The organism is Nitratireductor sp. (genome assembly GCF_017794765.1).
In the GTDB taxonomy this organism is placed as follows: domain Bacteria; phylum Pseudomonadota; class Alphaproteobacteria; order Rhizobiales; family Rhizobiaceae; genus Nitratireductor.
In genome coordinates this window covers 3,039,002-3,056,748 of record NZ_CP051236.1, presented here as the reverse complement: position 1 = coordinate 3,056,748, position 17,747 = coordinate 3,039,002, and the positions used below count along the sequence as shown (strand labels likewise).

At 60.5% G+C, this 17,747-nt stretch carries 18 protein-coding genes and 1 other RNA gene; 10 read left to right on the top strand and 9 right to left on the bottom strand.

What is annotated here, in order from left to right; genetic code table 11:
* Positions 1-110: 110 nt before the first annotated feature.
* A complete protein-coding gene (locus HF949_RS14490; protein WP_292896399.1) occupies positions 111-524 on the bottom strand; it encodes a MerR family transcriptional regulator in 414 nt (137 codons plus the stop codon).
* Between the two features lie 151 nt (positions 525-675).
* Here HF949_RS14490 and HF949_RS14485 point away from each other — a divergent pair, with 151 nt between their 5' ends.
* The gene (locus HF949_RS14485) at positions 676-1,554 is read left to right on the top strand and encodes a dienelactone hydrolase family protein (protein ID WP_292896397.1); all 879 of its coding nucleotides are present in this window, start codon (positions 676-678) and stop codon (positions 1,552-1,554) included.
* Between the two features lie 3 nt (positions 1,555-1,557).
* On the opposite strand, the gene HF949_RS14480 is transcribed toward HF949_RS14485, so the two are convergent.
* The 3 genes from HF949_RS14480 to HF949_RS14470 form a co-directional block, all read right to left on the bottom strand.
* A complete protein-coding gene (locus HF949_RS14480) occupies positions 1,558-1,788 on the bottom strand; it encodes a hypothetical protein (RefSeq protein WP_292896395.1) in 231 nt (76 codons plus the stop codon).
* 173 nt (positions 1,789-1,961) lie between these two features.
* Positions 1,962-3,599 (bottom strand): chloride channel protein, encoded by a 1,638-nt coding sequence (locus tag HF949_RS14475; protein ID WP_292896393.1) that lies wholly within the window; start codon positions 3,597-3,599, stop codon positions 1,962-1,964.
* 8 nt (positions 3,600-3,607) lie between these two features.
* Positions 3,608-4,096, bottom strand: a complete 489-nt coding sequence (locus tag HF949_RS14470) for a thioesterase family protein (protein ID WP_292896391.1) — start codon at positions 4,094-4,096, stop codon at positions 3,608-3,610.
* Between the two features lie 111 nt (positions 4,097-4,207).
* On the opposite strand from HF949_RS14470, the gene HF949_RS14465 reads away from it, so the two are divergent.
* Both HF949_RS14465 and HF949_RS14460 read left to right on the top strand, forming a co-directional pair.
* The gene (locus tag HF949_RS14465; RefSeq protein ID WP_292896389.1) at positions 4,208-5,626 is read left to right on the top strand and encodes an FAD-binding oxidoreductase; all 1,419 of its coding nucleotides are present in this window, start codon (positions 4,208-4,210) and stop codon (positions 5,624-5,626) included.
* Positions 5,627-5,821: 195 nt separating this feature from the next.
* Positions 5,822-9,628: an AsmA family protein gene (locus HF949_RS14460; RefSeq protein WP_366931311.1), complete on the top strand. Its 3,807-nt coding sequence runs from the start codon at positions 5,822-5,824 to the stop codon at positions 9,626-9,628.
* A gap of 8 nt (positions 9,629-9,636) precedes the next feature.
* Here the strand turns inward: HF949_RS14460 and HF949_RS14455 are convergent, their stop codons facing one another.
* The 4 genes from HF949_RS14455 to HF949_RS14440 all read right to left on the bottom strand — a co-directional run bounded on the left by HF949_RS14455 (position 9,637) and on the right by HF949_RS14440 (position 11,430).
* Positions 9,637-9,867 carry a ribbon-helix-helix domain-containing protein gene (locus HF949_RS14455; RefSeq protein ID WP_292896387.1) on the bottom strand — a complete coding sequence of 77 codons (231 nt, stop codon included), beginning with the start codon at positions 9,865-9,867 and terminating at the stop codon, positions 9,637-9,639.
* On the bottom strand, positions 9,864-10,061 hold the full coding sequence (locus HF949_RS14450) for a DUF4169 family protein (protein WP_292896385.1): 198 nt from the start codon (positions 10,059-10,061) through the stop codon (positions 9,864-9,866). Before HF949_RS14450 ends, HF949_RS14455 begins: the two co-directional genes overlap by 4 nt.
* A gap of 2 nt (positions 10,062-10,063) precedes the next feature.
* On the bottom strand, positions 10,064-10,642 hold the full coding sequence (locus HF949_RS14445; RefSeq protein WP_292896383.1) for an SspB family protein: 579 nt from the start codon (positions 10,640-10,642) through the stop codon (positions 10,064-10,066).
* Between the two features lie 86 nt (positions 10,643-10,728).
* The gene (locus HF949_RS14440) at positions 10,729-11,430 is read right to left on the bottom strand and encodes a TetR/AcrR family transcriptional regulator (protein ID WP_292896381.1); all 702 of its coding nucleotides are present in this window, start codon (positions 11,428-11,430) and stop codon (positions 10,729-10,731) included.
* Positions 11,431-11,594: 164 nt separating this feature from the next.
* Here HF949_RS14440 and HF949_RS14435 point away from each other — a divergent pair, with 164 nt between their 5' ends.
* Positions 11,595-12,800 carry a multidrug effflux MFS transporter gene (locus HF949_RS14435; RefSeq protein WP_292896379.1) on the top strand — a complete coding sequence of 402 codons (1,206 nt, stop codon included), beginning with the start codon at positions 11,595-11,597 and terminating at the stop codon, positions 12,798-12,800.
* Between the two features lie 117 nt (positions 12,801-12,917).
* On the opposite strand, the gene ssrA is transcribed toward HF949_RS14435, so the two are convergent.
* Positions 12,918-13,285, bottom strand: a transfer-messenger RNA (tmRNA) gene (gene ssrA / locus HF949_RS14430).
* Between the two features lie 151 nt (positions 13,286-13,436).
* Between ssrA and HF949_RS14425 the strand changes: the two genes are divergently transcribed.
* The 6 genes from HF949_RS14425 to HF949_RS14400 all read left to right on the top strand — a co-directional run bounded on the left by HF949_RS14425 (position 13,437) and on the right by HF949_RS14400 (position 17,590).
* On the top strand, positions 13,437-13,748 hold the full coding sequence (locus tag HF949_RS14425; protein ID WP_223021050.1) for a DUF2853 family protein: 312 nt from the start codon (positions 13,437-13,439) through the stop codon (positions 13,746-13,748).
* Between the two features lie 158 nt (positions 13,749-13,906).
* Positions 13,907-14,701, top strand: coding sequence for a thymidylate synthase (locus HF949_RS14420; protein WP_292896376.1), 795 nt, complete (start codon positions 13,907-13,909; stop codon positions 14,699-14,701).
* Positions 14,702-14,714: 13 nt separating this feature from the next.
* Complete coding sequence (locus HF949_RS14415; RefSeq protein ID WP_292896374.1) at positions 14,715-15,209, top strand: dihydrofolate reductase; 495 nt, start codon at positions 14,715-14,717, stop codon at positions 15,207-15,209.
* Positions 15,210-15,356: 147 nt separating this feature from the next.
* Complete coding sequence (gene hflK, locus HF949_RS14410; RefSeq protein ID WP_292896372.1) at positions 15,357-16,463, top strand: FtsH protease activity modulator HflK; 1,107 nt, start codon at positions 15,357-15,359, stop codon at positions 16,461-16,463.
* Positions 16,463-17,392 (top strand): protease modulator HflC, encoded by a 930-nt coding sequence (gene hflC / locus HF949_RS14405; protein WP_292896370.1) that lies wholly within the window; start codon positions 16,463-16,465, stop codon positions 17,390-17,392. The genes hflK and hflC overlap by 1 nt, the downstream gene beginning before the upstream one ends.
* Before the next feature lie 12 nt (positions 17,393-17,404).
* Complete coding sequence (locus HF949_RS14400) at positions 17,405-17,590, top strand: DUF2065 domain-containing protein (RefSeq protein WP_292896369.1); 186 nt, start codon at positions 17,405-17,407, stop codon at positions 17,588-17,590.
* Positions 17,591-17,747 lie beyond the last annotated feature (157 nt).

The following is a 17,747-nucleotide window of genomic DNA, read 5'->3' as shown; positions in this document are numbered from 1 at the left end:
CCTGCATATGGTGATTCGGGGGGCAAAGCCCAAGGATGTTTTCCATTTGTACCGGTTTGCGGACCTTGAACCAAGATGCTGACAGCCGGCAAATCCATCCGCGCCTGTAATCAGTGTTCGCTCTCGCAAAGAGAATGGTCGGCCAGCGCTCTCAGGACATAGCAATCGCAGACTGTGCCGCTGTCGCAGCTATCAACGATGCGTTGAAGTTCATGTTCAAGTTTCCGGAGGCGCGCAATGCGCTGGCGCACTTCCCGCAAGTGCTCCTGTGCAATGCTGTCGACTGCCTCGCACGGTTTTTCGGGGTGGCTGCTCAGTTCTATGAGCGAGCGGATGGCGTCTATGCCGAGTCCGAGATCGCGGGCATGCCGGATGAAGGTCAGGCGATCCAGGGCTTCCCGGCCATAGCGCCGCTGATTGCCCGAAGATCGTTCGGGCGGTTCGATCAGGCCGGTTTCTTCGTAGTACCGGATTGTCGGTACTTTCACGCCCACCCGCTTCGATAGTTCTCCGATGGACCACATGAGGATCGCTCCTAACTTTTATTGCCGGAGATATAGGGATTGGCGGTCAGGAGCGAAAGTCTGCCGTCGCTCACGCGGGTGTGAATGGACCTCAGCCACACGGACTATAGTCTTTGCACAGCGGGGGCCAATCACAATCGGGAGTGAATTCATGCAGGATCAGCCCAAGATCACACAGGCGATGATTGATGCGTATGACGAATACACGCATCTCACACTCGATCGCCGCGCTTTCATGAACAAGATGACGAAGCTTGCAGGTTCGGGAGCCGCGGCTGCGGCTATCGTGCCATTGCTCGCCGCCAATTCTGCGCGGGCGGCCATGGTCGCCGAGGACGATGATCGCCTTGCGGCGGAGGATATCACTTACCCGGGCGATGGCGGCGATATGGCGGGATACCTCGTGCGCCCGACCGGAACGGAGGGAAAACTTCCGGCGGTGATTGTCATCCACGAAAACCGGGGCCTCAATCCACATATCCGCGATGTCGCTCGGCGCATGGCGCTTGAGGGCTTCGTTGCGCTGGCACCCGATTTTCTTTCTCCCTCCGGCGGCACGCCGGAAGACGAGGACAAGGCGCGCGAAATGATCGGTCAGCTCGACGGCGGCCAGACCCTGCGCAATGCAGTTGCAACGCAGGCGTATCTGGCCGGACACGATGCGTCCAACGGGAATGTCGGTGCCATCGGTTTCTGTTGGGGTGGAGGGCTGGTCAACCAGCTTGCCGTGAACGATCCAGAGCTTGACGCAGGTGTTGCCTATTACGGACGCCAGGCTGATGCAGCTGAAGTTGCCAAGATCGAAGCGCCGCTGCTGCTCCACTATGCCGGGCTCGACGAGCGGATCAACGCAGGGATCGACGCTTATCGCACCGCGCTCGAAGAGGCAGGCAAGGACTTCACCATTCATGTCTATGAGGGCGTGAACCACGCGTTCAACAACGACACGTCGGAAGCCCGCTATGACAAGGAAGCCGCTGATCTGGCCTGGGAGAGAACGGTGGCGTTCCTGAAGGAACACCTGTCCTGAAACTCAAAAGGCGTCGAATGGCGCCGGGTCCCAGGCGATGAAAAGACGCTTCTGGCGCGCGGTGCGGACGATGGCGCGGACATAGATCAGGTCGATGGGAATTGGCCTGCGGTTTCGTTCGAGCCAATAGAGTTCGTCCTCAATGGATTTCAGCGCGCGCCAGAAGTCGTAATCCGTGAACTCGTGTGAGCGCGCGAGACCGTCTGACAGGGCTTTGGCTTCCTCGTTCAACACCGGGTTTTCCGCCAACCGCGAATCGAATGGATTTACCAAGGATGGTCAGCGTGCCGTTCAAACGCTTCAAGCGGAGGGCATGGTTAAACTTGTGCAAAGATGCTGCCTTAACCGATATGGTTAATGAAACCCTGCTTTCATGATGCGAGCCGGCGACCTCGTGATCTGGCAGCCTATCGGTGTTCTTCCTCGCTCATATCCACGAGCGCGCGGTTGAAGAAGCGCAGGGCACGGACATGGCTGGCGAAGGCGATGACCTTGCTCGGATCTTTCAGATCGACCACCGGCAGGCGGTCGTGCCCGCCCTTGTCGAATGCGCGCAACGAAGCTTCCAGCGTATCGGTCGGTTTGAGTGAAGGGGCACCAGTTTCGGGGTCATAGGTGACCGGCTCGTCCTCATCATCCAGCGGCTCCATGAAATCCATGACGCGAATGGACTGGCCGAGGGCCCGGTGAGGGCCTTCGACGAGGAAAAGACCGCGCATCTCGAGCTGCCACTGGAACCAGGAATGGCCGTGAATGGTCTGGGTGATGCCGTGAGCCACTGCAACGGTCAGCAAAAGCGCGATTGAGAGTTCATAGCCGCCGGTCAGTTCGAACACGATGACGGTTGTGGAGATGGGCGCGCCGAGAACAGCGCCGGCGACGGCTCCCATGCCCAGGATGGCGTAGAGCCCTTCGCTCGAGGCCATGGTGGGAAAAGCCGATGCGGCAATGATCCCGAACGCACCGCCGGTGAGCGCGCCGAGAAAAAGGGCAGGCGAGAAGATGCCGCCACCAAAGCGCATGGCGAGCGTTATGGACGTCGCGGCCGTTTTGACAACGATCAGCGCCAGCATGGTCATGAGCGGCAGACGGTTCCACAGAGCCATGTCGGTAACTTCGTAGCCCACGCCCAGCACATGCGGGAAGATGACGGCGATGCCCCCGACAATCAGACCGCCGACAAGGGGACGCGTCCAGAGCGGGATACGGATCCCACGAGCCGCATAATCCGAGACGAAGAGCGAGAACTGAAAGAGGATCGCCACCACGGCAGCCGTGACTCCCAGAAGGGCGAAGGCCGGGAATTCCCAGAATGAGCTGATCTGGTGTGTGGGGACCAGGAACGCGGCGGCGCTCCCGAACCACAGCCGGGATGCCACCGCGCCAGCAGCTGACGCGATGACGATGGGGACGAAGGAGCGCATGGCGTAATGGCCGAGGATGACCTCATGGGCAAAAAGAACACCGGCAATGGGGGCGTTGAAGGAGGCGGAAATCGCGCTGGCAACACCTGCACCCAAGAGGGTGCGCCGGCACCATTCGGGAAGACTGGCGCGCCATGCAATCGCTGTTGCCAGAACGGCGCCCAGATGGACCACAGGGCCCTCGCGTCCTGCGCTTGCGCCTGAGCCGAGTGACAGTGCGGTGACGAAAGCGGAAAGCAGGCCCTCACGAAATCTCAGTTTGCGCCCTGACAAGGCACGGGCTTCGATCACATCGGCCACGGCGCCGGTGCGCCGCGCTTCAAGGCGTGTGAGGAGAATGCCGACCAGGAGACCACCGACAACTGGACCTGCCATGATCCAGTACCAGGGCAGGGAGAGGGCCGCTGTAAACACGCGTTCAGAGCTGGTGCCGAGCCAGAAGAGCTGGAAGAAGCCGATCAGCTCGCGGAATGCAATGGCCGCGACCGCCACTGCAAGGCCGAGAAACAGCGACAGGAGCCAAACGAGTGGTAGCCGCGCCTCGAGGAAGGCGCTGATATTCGGCTCGATCCACGTTCGCAGAATCTGTGGCAGGCGCTGTATCAGCTTGAGAAGAGGCATGCGAAACCCTAGCGCGTCCGGCGGCGGATGGCGATGGAGCGGCCGGCCTGTTCCGGTTGCGGGAGCGATTTGTGCATCGCGTACATCGTTTCGATGCGGCCAAGCACATCTGCGGGAAAGGGCGTGACCTTCGGGCCTGACATATCGATGTGCAGCGTCAGCGTCTCGCAGGTGGCCGCCAGCCAGCCTTCCTCCGCATGGCGCAGCTCCTGATAGGAATGAAGGCGCTTTTCGTCATGATCAAGCAGCTGATAGGTGCCACGAACCTTGTCTTCAAGATGAAGTTCGCGCAGGTAGCAAAGGTGGATTTCTGCCGTGTAGGTGGTCAGGCGCCGCTCTGCCGCATAGCGCGCACCCATTCCAAACCCCTCAGACACTTCTTCATAGGCGCGGTCGAAAAGAACCGTGTAATAGGCCATGTTCAGATGACCGTTGAAGTCGATCCAGTCCTTCTGCAGCTCGAAGACAGATGAGCAATGAGGTGCTTCGTCTGGCATTGTGTTTCTCTATCCCTGGTCTGCGGACTATGTTCGACTTGCATCAGATTCGGATAGAAACGAAAACGATCCTGTGCGGCAAGGGTTGGACCACCTGATTGGAGAAGCTGAATGGCGCTTGCGGAACTGGAACAGGTAGCAAGGAACGAAGAAGGTGTTCGGCTTGTGCTGAACCTTTTGCGTCAGCGTTACGGGGAGCGACTTGCTACCGGACATTCGGTTCGCGAGCAGCATGCCCATTCCACCAGTTATATTCCTCCGCAGCTGCCGGATGCGGTGTTCGCGCCGCATACTGTCGAGGAGGTTCAGGATGTGGTGCGCATGTGCGCAGAGCATCGTGTGCCCGTCATCCCTTTCGGAACCGGGTCTTCCCTGGAGGGACATGTGAATGCGCCAGGTGGCGGGATCTCGCTGGACCTGATGAACATGAACCGCATCCTGTCGGTCAATACCGAAGATCTGGATTGCACGGTGGAACCCGGCGTGACCCGCGAGGATCTCAACCACTATCTGCGCGATACGGGCCTGTTTTTTCCGATCGACCCCGGCGCCAATGCAAGCCTGGGAGGCATGGCCTCAACGCGGGCCTCGGGCACCAATGCGGTGCGCTACGGCACGATGCGCGACAATGTGGTGAACCTGCAGGCCGTGATGCCGGATGGACGGCTGATCACCACGGCGCGGCGCGCACGCAAGACATCCGCCGGCTACGATCTCACGCGGCTTCTGATCGGTGCGGAGGGCACGCTGGGCATCATCACCGCGTTGACGTTGAAGCTTTATGGCATTCCCCAGGCCATCTCGGGTGGCGTATGTCCGTTCCCTGACGTGGAGTCGGCGTGCCAGGCGGTGATCACGACGATCCAGATGGGTGTGCCGGTGGCGCGTATCGAGTTCGTCAATGCACTCGCGATGAAGGCGATCAACGCCTATTCCGATCTGAATTACCCTGAAAGCCCGTGTCTGTTTGTCGAGTTTCACGGGAGTGATGCCGGCGTAAAGGAGCAGGCTGAAACCTTTGGCGAAATCGCGGAAGAGTTCGGTGGCGGCCCATTTCAGTGGACGAGTGTCGCGGAGGAGCGCACCAAGCTGTGGAAGGCACGCCACAACGCCTATTGGGCGAGCGTGGCGCTGCGACCAGGAACGCGCGGCATCTCGACCGATGTCTGCGTTCCCATCTCCAGGCTGGCCGAGTGCATTCTGGAAACCGAGGCGGATATCGAGGAGCAGGGGCTTATGGCCACGGTGCTCGGCCATGTGGGCGACGGCAATTTTCATGTGCTCGTCCTGATGGACATGGAGGATCCGAAGGAAATCGAGCAGGCAGAAGCTTTTGTCGCGCGCCTCAACAAGAGGGCACTCGCCATGGACGGCACCTGCACGGGTGAACACGGGATCGGGCAGGGCAAGATGCGCTTCCTGGAAGAAGAGCTCGGCGAAGCGGTGGACGTGATGCGGGCGGTCAAACAGGCTATCGATCCGCTCAACATCATGAACCCGGGCAAGATCGTCGGATCCCGACGGCTATAAGCAACACCTTATGCAACCATGTGAGCCACAGCCTGTTTAATGCCGTCGAAAACACGCTGGAGCGTTTGCGCTTTTCGCTGAAATGTCAGGCGCTCTAACTTGTTGTTTTTACGCAATTCCATCCGGAAAGCGGTTTCCACTTTGCCTGGAATTGCACTAGTGTAGGCCAACAGCGTTTGAACCAGGGAGAGCGATCTGGCCCGGCTGTTTGTATTCTTCGGTGGACTTGTGGTGCTGGCGCTCACCTCGGCGCTCATTGCCCCCTATTTCATCGACTGGAACCACTACCGTTCCGCATTTGAGCGGGAAGCGGGGCGCGTGCTTGGCCGCGATGTGCGGGTGGAGGGCACTGCGCGGGCACGGCTTTTGCCATTTCCCTCGCTGACCTTCACCGATGTGGTTGTGGCCGGCGAAACGCCGGATGCACCGGGCATGACGGTGGATGAATTCTCCATGCATGCCGAGCTTGCTCCGTTTCTGCGCGGCGAGGTGCTGATTTTCGACATGCAGCTCACGCGGCCAAAGGCGCGTATTGCTGTGGCTGCAGATGGTGGCATCGACTGGGCCGTGCGTCCTTCCGGCCCCTTCGACCCGCGGCAGGTAACGCTTGAAAGCGTCAGCATTGTCGATGGCTCGGTGACGCTTCGCCATGAAGCTAGTGGGCAGACTCATCAGGTGTCCGATATCGATGCGGAGCTTTCCGCTCGCAGCCTGGCAGGACCCTGGCGGATTGGCGGATCGCTCGCTTTCGATGGTTTGCCGATGCAGGTTTCCGTTTCGACCGGTACGCTTGGGGATGATGGGCGGATGCGGTTGCGGATCGACGCGTTGCCTGACGATCTTCCCGTCAGGCTTGCCATGGATGGCCAGGCTCGTATCGAAGACGAAGCCGCCTACTATGACGGCACTTTTACTTTGAACACCTATAGCCAGGAGGCGATGGCCGCGCTGCGCGAGGAGGACGGGCGAGCTCCGGCGCTCACCACGGCGGCGGCGAGCAACCGACTGACCGGCAGCTTCGACCTCAGGCACGATCGGCTTTTGGTGGACGCGTTTCGCTTCGAGACGGGACCGGTTGATGCTCCCTATAGTGCCGAGGGCAGGGCGCGCATCGAGTTTGGCGGCGCTCCGCGTTTTCTGGTCGAGGCGGACGGAGCCCAGCTTCGTTTCGAAGCGGAGGATGGAGAAAGCGGCTCTATTGCCGGACTGGACCTCAATGCGCGTTTCAACGCGTTTTCGGCTCTTATGCGGGCTCTGCCGGCACCGGGCATCCCCGGTGAGATCGCAATCAATCTGCCGGCCATTGTGGCTGGCGATACGACGATCCGGAATATCGAACTGCGTGCGCAGCCGGCGGACCGCGGCTGGTCTATCGGCTCGGTGGCTGCGACCCTGCCCGGTCGGACGCGGCTGGAAGCCAGCGGTCTGTTGACGACGCGCGATGCCCTCGCGTTCAAGGGGCGCATGCTGCTGGCGATCGCGCAGCCATCGGGTTTTGCTGCATGGATTTCGCGCGATGTGGATGATGCCATCCGGCGCCTCTCTTCGGCTGGCTTCAGCGCCGATGTGGACCTCTCGCAGCGCGCACAGACATTCGAAACGCTGGAACTCATCCTGGGCGGCGCACGCTTCAATGGCCGCGTTGAACGGCAGGCGCCGGACGATGCCAAACCCTCTCTGGACATTGCGCTCGAGGGGGAGGCACTCGATCTTGACGGTATTCGTGCTTTTGTCTCGCTTTTCGTGAATGATGCCGGTGTGAACAGGCTTTCCGGCCATGATGTGGATCTCGCCGTCAAGGCGGGGCCTGTCGCTGCCGGGGGTGTTGAGGCGGAAACGGTTGATACCGCGCTGCGTCTGCGCGCGGGCGTGCTTGAGATCGACAGGCTGACACTGGGTGGGCTTGCAGGCGCACAAATCAGCGCCACGGGGCAGCTCCGCGATTTCTCCACCGCGCTGACGGGCCAGATTGATGCAACCATCCTGTCGACCGATCTCGCCGACCTTGCCATGATGGCGGCTGGCCGTTTTCCGCAAAATCGTGCTCTGGAGGCCATTGCCCACCGGGTTAAGGCTTTCCCCGGCCTGCTTGAGAACGCGGAAATCAATCTCGTGGCCAGCGCTGCCGATAACGGGGATGGCACGGTGGGGCTTGCGGTGAGCGCGGAAGGGGAGGCCGGTGGCACTGATCTCAGCTTTTCGCTCTCCGATCGCAGTCCCCGGGACGATCCGCTGCAGGGGAATTTCAAGCTTTCGGTGACGGCCAGAAATGACGATGCTGCGGTGCTCTATGGCCTTGCGGGCCTGCCGGCGCTTCCGCTCGGGCTGGTCGGAGATGCCAAGCTCGAACTCACGGCTGCGGGCTCGCTGGCAGACGCGGTCAGCACACAGGCCTCCGTCACGGGCGAGGGCTTTACTGCGAGTTTCGACGGAGGGCTGGCCAATGCCCTTTCGACCCCGGCTCTTGCCGGGAAGGTGCGGATCGAAAGCGATGATGTCGAGCCATGGCTGGCCGTTGGCGGTGTCGTATTGCCGGGCTTCGGACTTGGATTGCCGGTTGAGCTGGAAGCCGGGCTCGAGTGGAGCGAGGAGGTTGTCGTGCTCTCGGGGCTTTCCGGCGTGGTGGCCGGAACTGACCTGAGTGGCGATTTCAACATCCTGCGCGATGGCGGCAAACCGCGTATCGACGGCGCGCTTCGCCTGGCGCGTTTCGACCTTGCGCCGGCGGCGGAGCTCGTTCTGGGGCCGGATGTGTTGTCGGGGGAGGAGAGCGGGGCCTGGCCCGAAGAACCGTTCAGCGGTGACGTCGATTTGCCGTTTGCAGTCGATCTCGACCTTCAGACGGATGCGCTCTGGGCCGGTTTTTTCCCGGCTGGACAGGCGGCCAGCCTGAAGCTGAAGCTCGACGATGAGGGGCTGACGGTTTCCGATCTGAAGGCGGCGGCTTTTGACGGTTCGATCGAGGGGTTTGCAACGCTCAAAAACAATGCCGGAACAGGCTTGCTCACGGCGCAAATCGGATTGAAAGATACGGCGCTGGAAGCGCTTATGCCGCAGGGGAGCCTTGAAGGACGCCTGAGTGGCCATGCGAGCGTGACCGCCAGCGGCAAGACGGTGAACGGCATGGCCTCGGCTCTGACCGGGTCCGGCTCGGTCACCGTGAACGATTTGAGCATCCGAGATCTCAACCCGAAGGCGCTGCCGCTGATTCTTGAGAAAGCGGATGCGCTGGGCAATGAGATCGATGTCGCACAAACCGAGATTTTCGCGCCCCCCATCATCCGCAATGGCACGTTTCAGGTGGGGAGCACAGAGTTCGCCTTTACCGTTGCCGGTGGCGTTGTTCGTACACCACCGATGCGGCTTGAGGCAGAGGGAGCCATCTTGACCACGACCGCGTCGGCCGATCTGCAGCGCATGACGGTCGAGACGACCGGGGCACTGGTCTTCGATCCCGGTCTCGAAGCCGTTGTGGGGGCGGAGCCTCGTGTGGATCTGGCCGCGTCGGGCCCGTTCGGCGATGTAGGGCTTTCGCTTTCGGCCGGTCCGCTCGCGCAGTTCTTGACCCAGCGGGCGCTGGAACGTGAACAGGTGCGGGTCGAGCGCATGCAGTCTGTGCTACTTGAAAAGCAGAGATTGCGCCGGGAGGCACGCTATTTCGCGGCACTCCAGTCCGAGCGCGAGCGGGCAGAAGCAGAGCGCCAGAGACTGGAGCGCGAACTTCGCCAGAAGCGCGAGGCGGAGGAAGCGGCACGTCGACAGGCGCAGCGAGAGGCCGAAGCCGCGCGCCGCCGGGCCCGGGAGGCGGCGCGGGCAGCCGAAGCGCGCAAGCGCCAGCAGCAAAGTGTCCCCCGGGGACGCACCACACCCTCAGAAGTCGAGCGAGCGCCGCTGGAGGCTCCGGAAGGCGCGAACTCACCTGATGCGGTTTCAGAGTTTTTTCGCTCGAAGAACCTTTCACCCGAAAGACTGCGCGAACTTCTGGGCTCAGACGGAGGGTGAACTGACGGTCAGGAGCGGGGGAGCGTCCGGGTCTTCAGATCCTGGAGGACATAGAGACGCAATTGGGAAGAGAGATTGTTTTCGTCTTCACGACCGGCGTCTATCTCAGCAATGAGCGCTGCCAACGAGATGTTTCTGCGGTGGGCGATGCTCTCCAGCTCGGCGAGGAACGGCTCTTCCAAAGATACGCTTGTCCGATGGCCACGAATGCTGACCGAACGCTTGGCGATCCGGCTCATCTGGGAGCTTCGTCCCGGTTCTCTTCGCGTTTGTGCCCTTCGAGCCGGGCTACCGAACGGGCCTTTGCGTTCTCTTGCCGGGTGCGTTCGGCTTTGGTGCGACCGTGAAGAACACGGTTTTCTGTGGCTCGCTGCTCTTTCTCTTCGCGGGCGCGGCGCTTGCGCCGCTGCCTGAGATTGATCAGTTCGCCCATCGTCACTTCTTTCGGAATGCGTCGAGAGAGACGACGTCGGCCCCCTTGCCTTCAGTCCCTTTGCCTTCGGATGCGGGAGCTTCTTCCTTTGCGGAGTCGTTTTCAGTCTCCGCCTTTTCCTTCCTGGCCTTTTTGGCAGGCTTCTTCCTGGCAGCAGGCTTTTGCGGTTCGTCTGCTGCTTCGGGATAGACCTCGGTGATATCCGCGGACTGCTCGCCTTGCTCCGGCTTGACGTCGAACTCCAGCTCGAAATTGACCGAAGGATCGTAGAAACCGCGGACGGCGGAGAAGGGCACGCTCAGCATTTCGGGAACGTCGGCAAAGGACAAACCGACCTCAAAGCCAGTCTCACTCACTTTCAGATCCCAGTACTGATACTGCAATACGATTGTCATCTGCTCGGGATAACGCTCACGGAGCCGTGAGGAGACGCGGACGCCCGGAGCGTTGGTCAGGAAGGTGATGAAGAAGTGGTGCTCACCGGGAAGCCCGGTGCGCGCAACCTCTGCCAGAACCTTGCGCATAACGCCACGCAGGGCATCCTGAGCGAGAATATCGTATCTTATGCGGTCTTCGGCCATCAACGGGAACCGGTTTGTGAATCTTCGCCCTACCTCTAATCAAGGACAGTGCTCAGGTAAACCGGCAAAAGGAGAGTTCCGCAGCGTCAGGCACGCAAAGCCCGCTCGCCGCGCGCCATTTCCTGGCTGTCCGACCGGTTTCTGCCATAGGCGCGCAGGAAGGTCCTGACCGCGCAGGCGGCTGTTTCCTGTAGTCGGCTGCTCTCCAGCTTCTCGCCAAAAAGAGCGGGGATCTGCAGTTCGGTGTTCACGAGGGCGAGGAATTGACGCGCCGCGATGTCAGGGTCGTCCAGATCGAGGTGTCCGGCATAGGCAAGACGGGCGAAGCGGGCAGCGAGCGCTGACCACACCTTGCCCGGACCGTCCGTGCGCCAGCCTGCAAAGAGCTGAGGATGCCTCTCACCCTCACTTTGAATGAGTTTGCGAAGATACTTCCCGTCTTCGTCGCACAGACAGTTCCGTGTCAGGCGCACTGCAAAGGCGATGAGCTCGTTCTCGAGGTTTTCGGGTTGATCGGGAAAGGTTGCGAGCACTTCGAAGCTGCGGGCGTTGCAGCGCTGGGTGATCTCGGTGACGACGGCTGCGAACAGCTTATCCTTGTCGCCATAGTGATTGTAAACGGTTTGTCGCGAGACCGCGGCTTCGGCAGCGATCATGTCAATGTTCGCGCCCGAATAGCCTTCCCGGCAGAAAACACGCGCGCCCGCTTCGAGAATGGACAGCCGCTTGGCCGCATGTCCGCGTGTCGGGAGCCTGTCAGTAGCGTTGATCGCATCCATAAAAAACATATATGTGCGATTGACATATTAGACAAGGCTGTCCAAAAATATAGTCGCTACAGATCAGTTTTGCGGGCTGTGCCCTCCGGCAACCCTGTGCCGGGCCTCTCCCCAGTGTTTTGTCTTTAGTTTGACGCCGATCGTGGCGCCATCTTTTCTGAAAGTGAAAATCCATGACCACAAGATTTTTGCGCATTGCGCTGGTTCTTGGCCTTCTGACTGCCGTCGGTCCGTTCGCCATCGACATGTATCTGCCGGCGCTTCCCTCGATTGGCGCGGATCTCGATGCAGGCACCGTGCCGGTGCAAATGTCTCTTCTGGTGTTCTTTCTCTCGATGGGACTGGCCCAGATTATCGTTGGGCCGATTTCCGACATGGTGGGCCGCAAAGCGCCACTCTATGCGGGCCTGGTCGTTTTCATCATCGGTAGTATCGGATCGGCGCTGGCCAGCAACATCGAAATGCTGATCGCGTTTCGGTTTCTGCAGGGGCTCGGGGCTTCGGCCGGGATGGTCGTGCCGCGCGCTGTGGTACGCGATCTTCATACCGGCACGGAAGCGGCGCGGCTGATGTCGCTCCTGATGCTCGTCTTCTCCATTTCGCCCATTCTGGCTCCGCTGACGGGAAGCATGATCATCGCTTCTCTCGGCTGGCGGGCCGTGTTCTGGTCCGTAACCATCGCTGCGGTTCTTGGCCTTTTTCTTCTGGCAACGGCCCTCAAGGAAACCAGGCCCGTTGAGGAAAGGAAAGGCAGTTCACTGCGCACGGCGCTTGCCGGCTACCGTTTTCTTCTCGGGGACCGGAAGTTCATGGGCCTGACCTTCATCGGAGGGTTCGGCATTTCCAGTTTCTTCGTTTATCTGTCCAACTCCTCCTTTGTGCTGATAGACCATTACGGGTTGTCGCCGACGCTCTACAGTGTCTTCTTTTCCATGAATGCGGTGGCATTTTTCACCATGTCGCAGCTCACGGGGCGGCTGACGGAGCGATATGGTTTGCGTCGTGTCGTGCGGCTCGCCGTCGTTTCTTATGCGACGATGATCGTGGCCATGCTGGTCGTGATGGCATCCGGTCTGCAGTCGCTATGGGTGCTGGCCTCATTCCTTTTCGTCGGCTACGGGTTTCTGGGGCTCGTCATTCCCACGACATCGGTTCTTGCGATGGATGATCACGGCACTATTGCCGGCACGGCCTCGGCACTGATGGGAACGCTGCATTTTGCCACCGGGGCTCTGGCGATGGCTGTTTCAGGCCTGTTCTTCGACGGAACACCGTTGCCGATGGTGACGAGCATTGCCGTGTGTGCCGTGCTTGCGCTTGCGTTGACGCATCTGACGCTGGGACGCGATCAACAGCCTGCGCGGGCTGCCGCCGAATGAGGTCGGATACGACTGGCAAGATTGGTTCTGGAGGGGCGCTGAGGCGCCCTTTCTTTTGCATGCGAACGGCTGACGCCTGCCGGGAAGGCGGAAACTGGCAAAACCAACAAAAGGAGGAGTGGAGGCTTCTGTTGCCAGGTGCCTCCGAACCCCGCCTGAAGGTGCGAACCCTCAGGAGTTTAAGTGAAGCTGTCGCACTGCATTAAGCAGCGAGACGTGCCTCCGCATAGTTGTCGTTTGCAACTACTGGTTTGACCCGATAACGGTGGTATCATGCCGAGCGAAAGTCCGATCTTTACACCCTCGTCGATCCTGTTTCGCCCCCATCAGAAGCCGTCAGCGGACGCATGGTCTTCGACGGTTTGTGGTGGAGGCGCCGGGCACTGCCCCCGGGTCCGAATGGTTTATTACACCGGCAGTTTATCGCCATAGTCGGTCGAGCCGACGGTGCGAATATAGTGAGGCCGCCGGAGCAAGAAAAGGGGGATTCTGGCGAAAAGTCTTTTCGGCATTGACTTGACGTCATGCTTTGCGGAATGTCTGCAACGGTGTGGGAAGAACTTTGGCAAACGTTGAGGTTGCGTTGTTGGCCGGATCGTGTCGAAGGGGCCCACGATTTGAAACGAGGGAAAAATCATGGCCGATTATCTCGCGGATGTCCGCAAATATGATGCAACCGCTGACGAAGACGTCGTCAAGAAGATCGTGAAGCATCTTGGCATCGCGTTGCGCAACCGGGACTCGTCGCTGGTCTCCTGCAGCGATTCCAGCGAACTTGATCGCGTGCGCGAGAGCTGGTGCATGAAGAAGCTCGGCGAAACCGATGGCGCAAAATGCGATTCCATCATTGAAAAGGTCTGCGAGACGATGTCCGGCGACAATTCGAAAAGCCGCGTGACGTTTTACTATCTCGTCGCGAAGCATCTGGGCAAGCTTTCCAGCCTCTGAACCGCCACGCGACCTGACCTTCAAACGCCTCCTCCCTTGCCGGTGGGGGCGTTTTCATGCGCGCGTGTGGACGAGACCGATATTCGCAGGGCCCGCACTTTTCGTGCCGGTCAGCTGCTTTATGATGCGGCGATAACGCCAGCCCGAATCGGACCGCCATGCGCCAGTATCTCGATCTTCTTTCCCATGTCCTCGAAAACGGTGTCGACCGCGACGATCGTACGGGAACGGGTACGCGCGGCGTTTTCGGCTATCAGATGCGCTTCAATCTGGAGGAGGGGTTTCCGGTTCTCACCACGAAAAAGCTGCACCTGCGCTCCATCATTCACGAATTGCTGTGGTTTCTGAAGGGCGATACGAACATCGCCTATCTCAAGGACAATGGGGTTTCGATCTGGGACGAGTGGGCGGATGAGAATGGCGACCTCGGCCCCGTCTATGGGGCCCAATGGCGTTCGTGGCCTGCTCCGGACGGTGGGCAGATCGATCAGATCGCGAATCTTCTTAAAGGTTTGCGTGACAATCCTCATTCGCGCCGGCATGTGGTTTCGGCCTGGAACCCGGCCGAGGTCGATTCCATGGCGCTGCCGCCGTGCCACTGCCTTTTCCAGTTTCATGTGGCTGACGGGCGGCTCTCCTGCCAGCTTTACCAGCGGTCGGCCGATATCTTTCTCGGCGTGCCCTTCAACATCGCTTCCTATGCGCTTCTGACCATGATGGTGGCGCAGGTGACGGGGCTGCGCGCCGGTGATTTCGTGCATACGCTGGGCGATGCACATCTTTATTCCAACCATTTCGAACAGGCGCGCGAGCAGCTGACACGGACGCCCAAGCCGCTGCCGACCATGTGGATCAACCCGGACGTAACCGATCTCTTCGCCTTCCGGTTCGAGGATTTCCGGCTCGATGGCTATGTGGCCGATCCGACGATCCGCGCACCGATTGCGGTATGACCGGGAGGGGATGATGAGTGTCGAACTGGTCGTTGCAATGGCGCAGAACGGGGTCATCGGGCGCGACGGTGATCTGCCGTGGCGACTTTCGACCGATCTAAAGCGTTTCAAGGCCGTTACCATGGGAAAGCCGGTAATCATGGGGCGCAAGACCTGGGAAAGCATCGGCAAGCCACTGCCGGGGCGGCGCAACATCGTCGTCACACGGCAGGCGGACTATTTGGCCGAAGGGGCTGAATGCGTGTCTTCCCTGGAAGTGGGGCTTGCGCTGGCAGCCGCGGATGACCCCGGCCAGGATGTCTGCGTGATTGGGGGCGGACAGATTTACCGGGAAGCGATCGACAAGGCCGACCGCCTGCATGTCACTCATGTGCACGCGGAGATCGACGGCGACACCGTGTTCCCGGAAATCGACCCGGAAATATGGGAAGAGTTGACCCGCCTGGAGGTGCCCGCCGGCGAAAAGGACGTTTACGCCACCTCCTATGTGGTCTACCAACGACGGTGACGAGGCAGGGCAGGGCTCTCTAATCGCTGAAAAGAGCGGAAAACGCGGCGGGCTGCCGCGTTGAAAGAGGATTTGCCGCTACCTATAACTGACCGATGGGAGAGCTGTCCTCGACGGACGGAACCCGGATCGAGAAAAGGAACAAGAATGCCCTGGAACAATCAAAGTGGCGGAGGCGGCCCTTGGGGCGGCGGCAATAACGGAGGCCCCTGGGATCAGGGGCCGCGTGGGCCGAGTGGACCGCAGGGATCTCCGCCGGATCTGGAAGAGATCATCAAGCGAGGCCAGGACAGGCTGAAAAGCGCGCTGCCCGGTGGCGGCGGTGTCAGCCCGGCGATGATCGGCCTGGTGCTTCTGGCGCTTGCCGGCCTGTGGCTGTTCAAATCCGTCTACACCGTGCAGCCGGACGAACTGGCCGTGGAGCTGCGTTTCGGCAAGCCGAAACCCGAACTTTCAGAGCCGGGACTGCACTTCCATTGGTGGCCCATCGAGACTGTCGAGAAAGCTTCCGTTGCCGAACGGCTGGTGGATATCGGCCAGACCAGGGGCGGGGCTTCAAGCGGGCTCATGCTTTCTGGCGACCAGAACATCGTTGATGTGAAATTCTCCGTTGCCTATCAGGTTGCCGACCCTGCTGCCTATCTCTTCAACGTGGCCAATCCCGACGAGACGTTGCGCCAGGTCGCCGAAAGCGCCATGCGTGAGGTTGTCGGCCGGCGCCCGGCACAGGACATCTTCCGTGACGACCGCCAGGGCATAGCCGAGGATGTTCGGGTGACCATCCAGACCGCGCTCGACGAATACGGGACGGGACTGACGGTCAACGCACTTTCGATCGAGGACGCGGCGCCGCCGCGCGAGGTGGCAGACGCGTTCGACGAGGTGCAGCGCGCCGAGCAGGACGAAGACCGTTTTGTCGAGGAATCGAACCAGTACTCCAACCAGAAACTGGGTCAGGCGCGTGGTGAAGCGGCGCAGATTCGCGAAGAGGCTGCTGCCTACAAAAACCGTGTCGTTCAGGAAGCCGAGGGTGAGGCGCAGCGCTTCATCTCCGTCTATGACGAGTATGCCAAGGCTCCCGAGGTGACGCGCAAACGCCTCTTCCTGGAGACCATGGAAGGCGTGCTGCGTGGTTCGAACAAGGTGATCGTCGAGCAGAATGGCGGCCAGGGCGTCGTGCCTTACCTGCCTTTGCCCGAGCTTCGCCAGCAATCCCAGCAGCAGCCGCGTGGAACCGCGGGAGGGAGCAACTGATGTCCAACCGTCTTCCCATACTCGTCGTGATCGGCGCGGTCCTGCTGTTCCTGCTCTATTCGGCGATCTTCGTCGTCAACGAGCGTCAGCAGGCCATCGTTCTTCGTTTCGGTGAGATCGTCGATGTGAAGACCGAACCCGGTCTCTATTTCAAACTGCCTTTCGCGTTTGTTGAGGCAGACAATGTGCAGATCATCGAAGACCGGATTCTGCGCTTCGATCTCGATGATATCCGCGTGCAGGTTTCGGGCGGCAAGTTCTACGAAGTGGATGCGTTCATCGCCTATTCGATCAACGATCCCCGTCGTTTCCGTCAGGCTGTTTCGGGCAGTGTCACGCTGGCTGAACAGCGGCTGCGCACACGTCTCGACGCTGCGTTGCGCCGGGTTTACGGTCTGCGTGGCTTCGAAGCGGCACTTTCGGAAGAACGAGCGTCCATGATGCGCGAGGTGGCCGAGGAGCTGCGGCCTGCCGCCGCGTCTCTGGGGCTTGAGATAGAAGATGTTCGCATTCGTCGTACGGACCTGACGGCCGAGGTCTCACAGCAGACCTATGACCGCATGAAGGCCGAGCGTCTGGCGGAGGCCGAACGCCTGCGTGCCCGTGGCCGTGAGGCCGCAGCCCGCATCCGCGCCCGTGCCGACCGTGAGGTGGTCGAAATTCTGGCCGCCGCACAGCGTGAAGCCGAGATCCTGCGCGGTGAGGGCGAGGCGGAACGCAACGCCATCTTCGCCGGGGCATTTTCGCGGGATCAGGACTTCTTCGAGTTCTATCGCTCGATGAACGCCTATCAGCAGGCGCTGGACCCCAACGGCACCACCATGCTTTTGTCGCCCGATTCGGAATTCTTCCGTTTCTTCAACGACTCCAGCGGTGGTGGAGCCCGTTCGTCAGCGCCGGCTGCTCAGGGCGCGACCACCGGCCAGTGACCGGCGGCTGACATGAGCGATTTCATTGCCGCCCTGGGCCTGGTTCTCGTTATCGAGGGTCTGGTCTACGGCGGCATGCCAAGGCTGGCCAGAAGGCTCGCCGAGCAGGTTCTCGAAATGCCGGACAGTGCGCTTCGCACGGCTGGCATCTCGGCCATGGTGCTCGGTGTGATGGTGATCTGGCTCATTCGAGGATGAAGCAATCTTGCGGCCCGCATGGAATTCCCGTGCGGGCCGCAAACGTGCCGTAATCAGGCTCAATCATGCAGATGTGAAACGCCTGTTAATGGAATTTGGTCAGTGTTGAGCCTAAAGTTCAACCAGGGGCCCTGTTTACCGTTCCAGCTACAGGCCG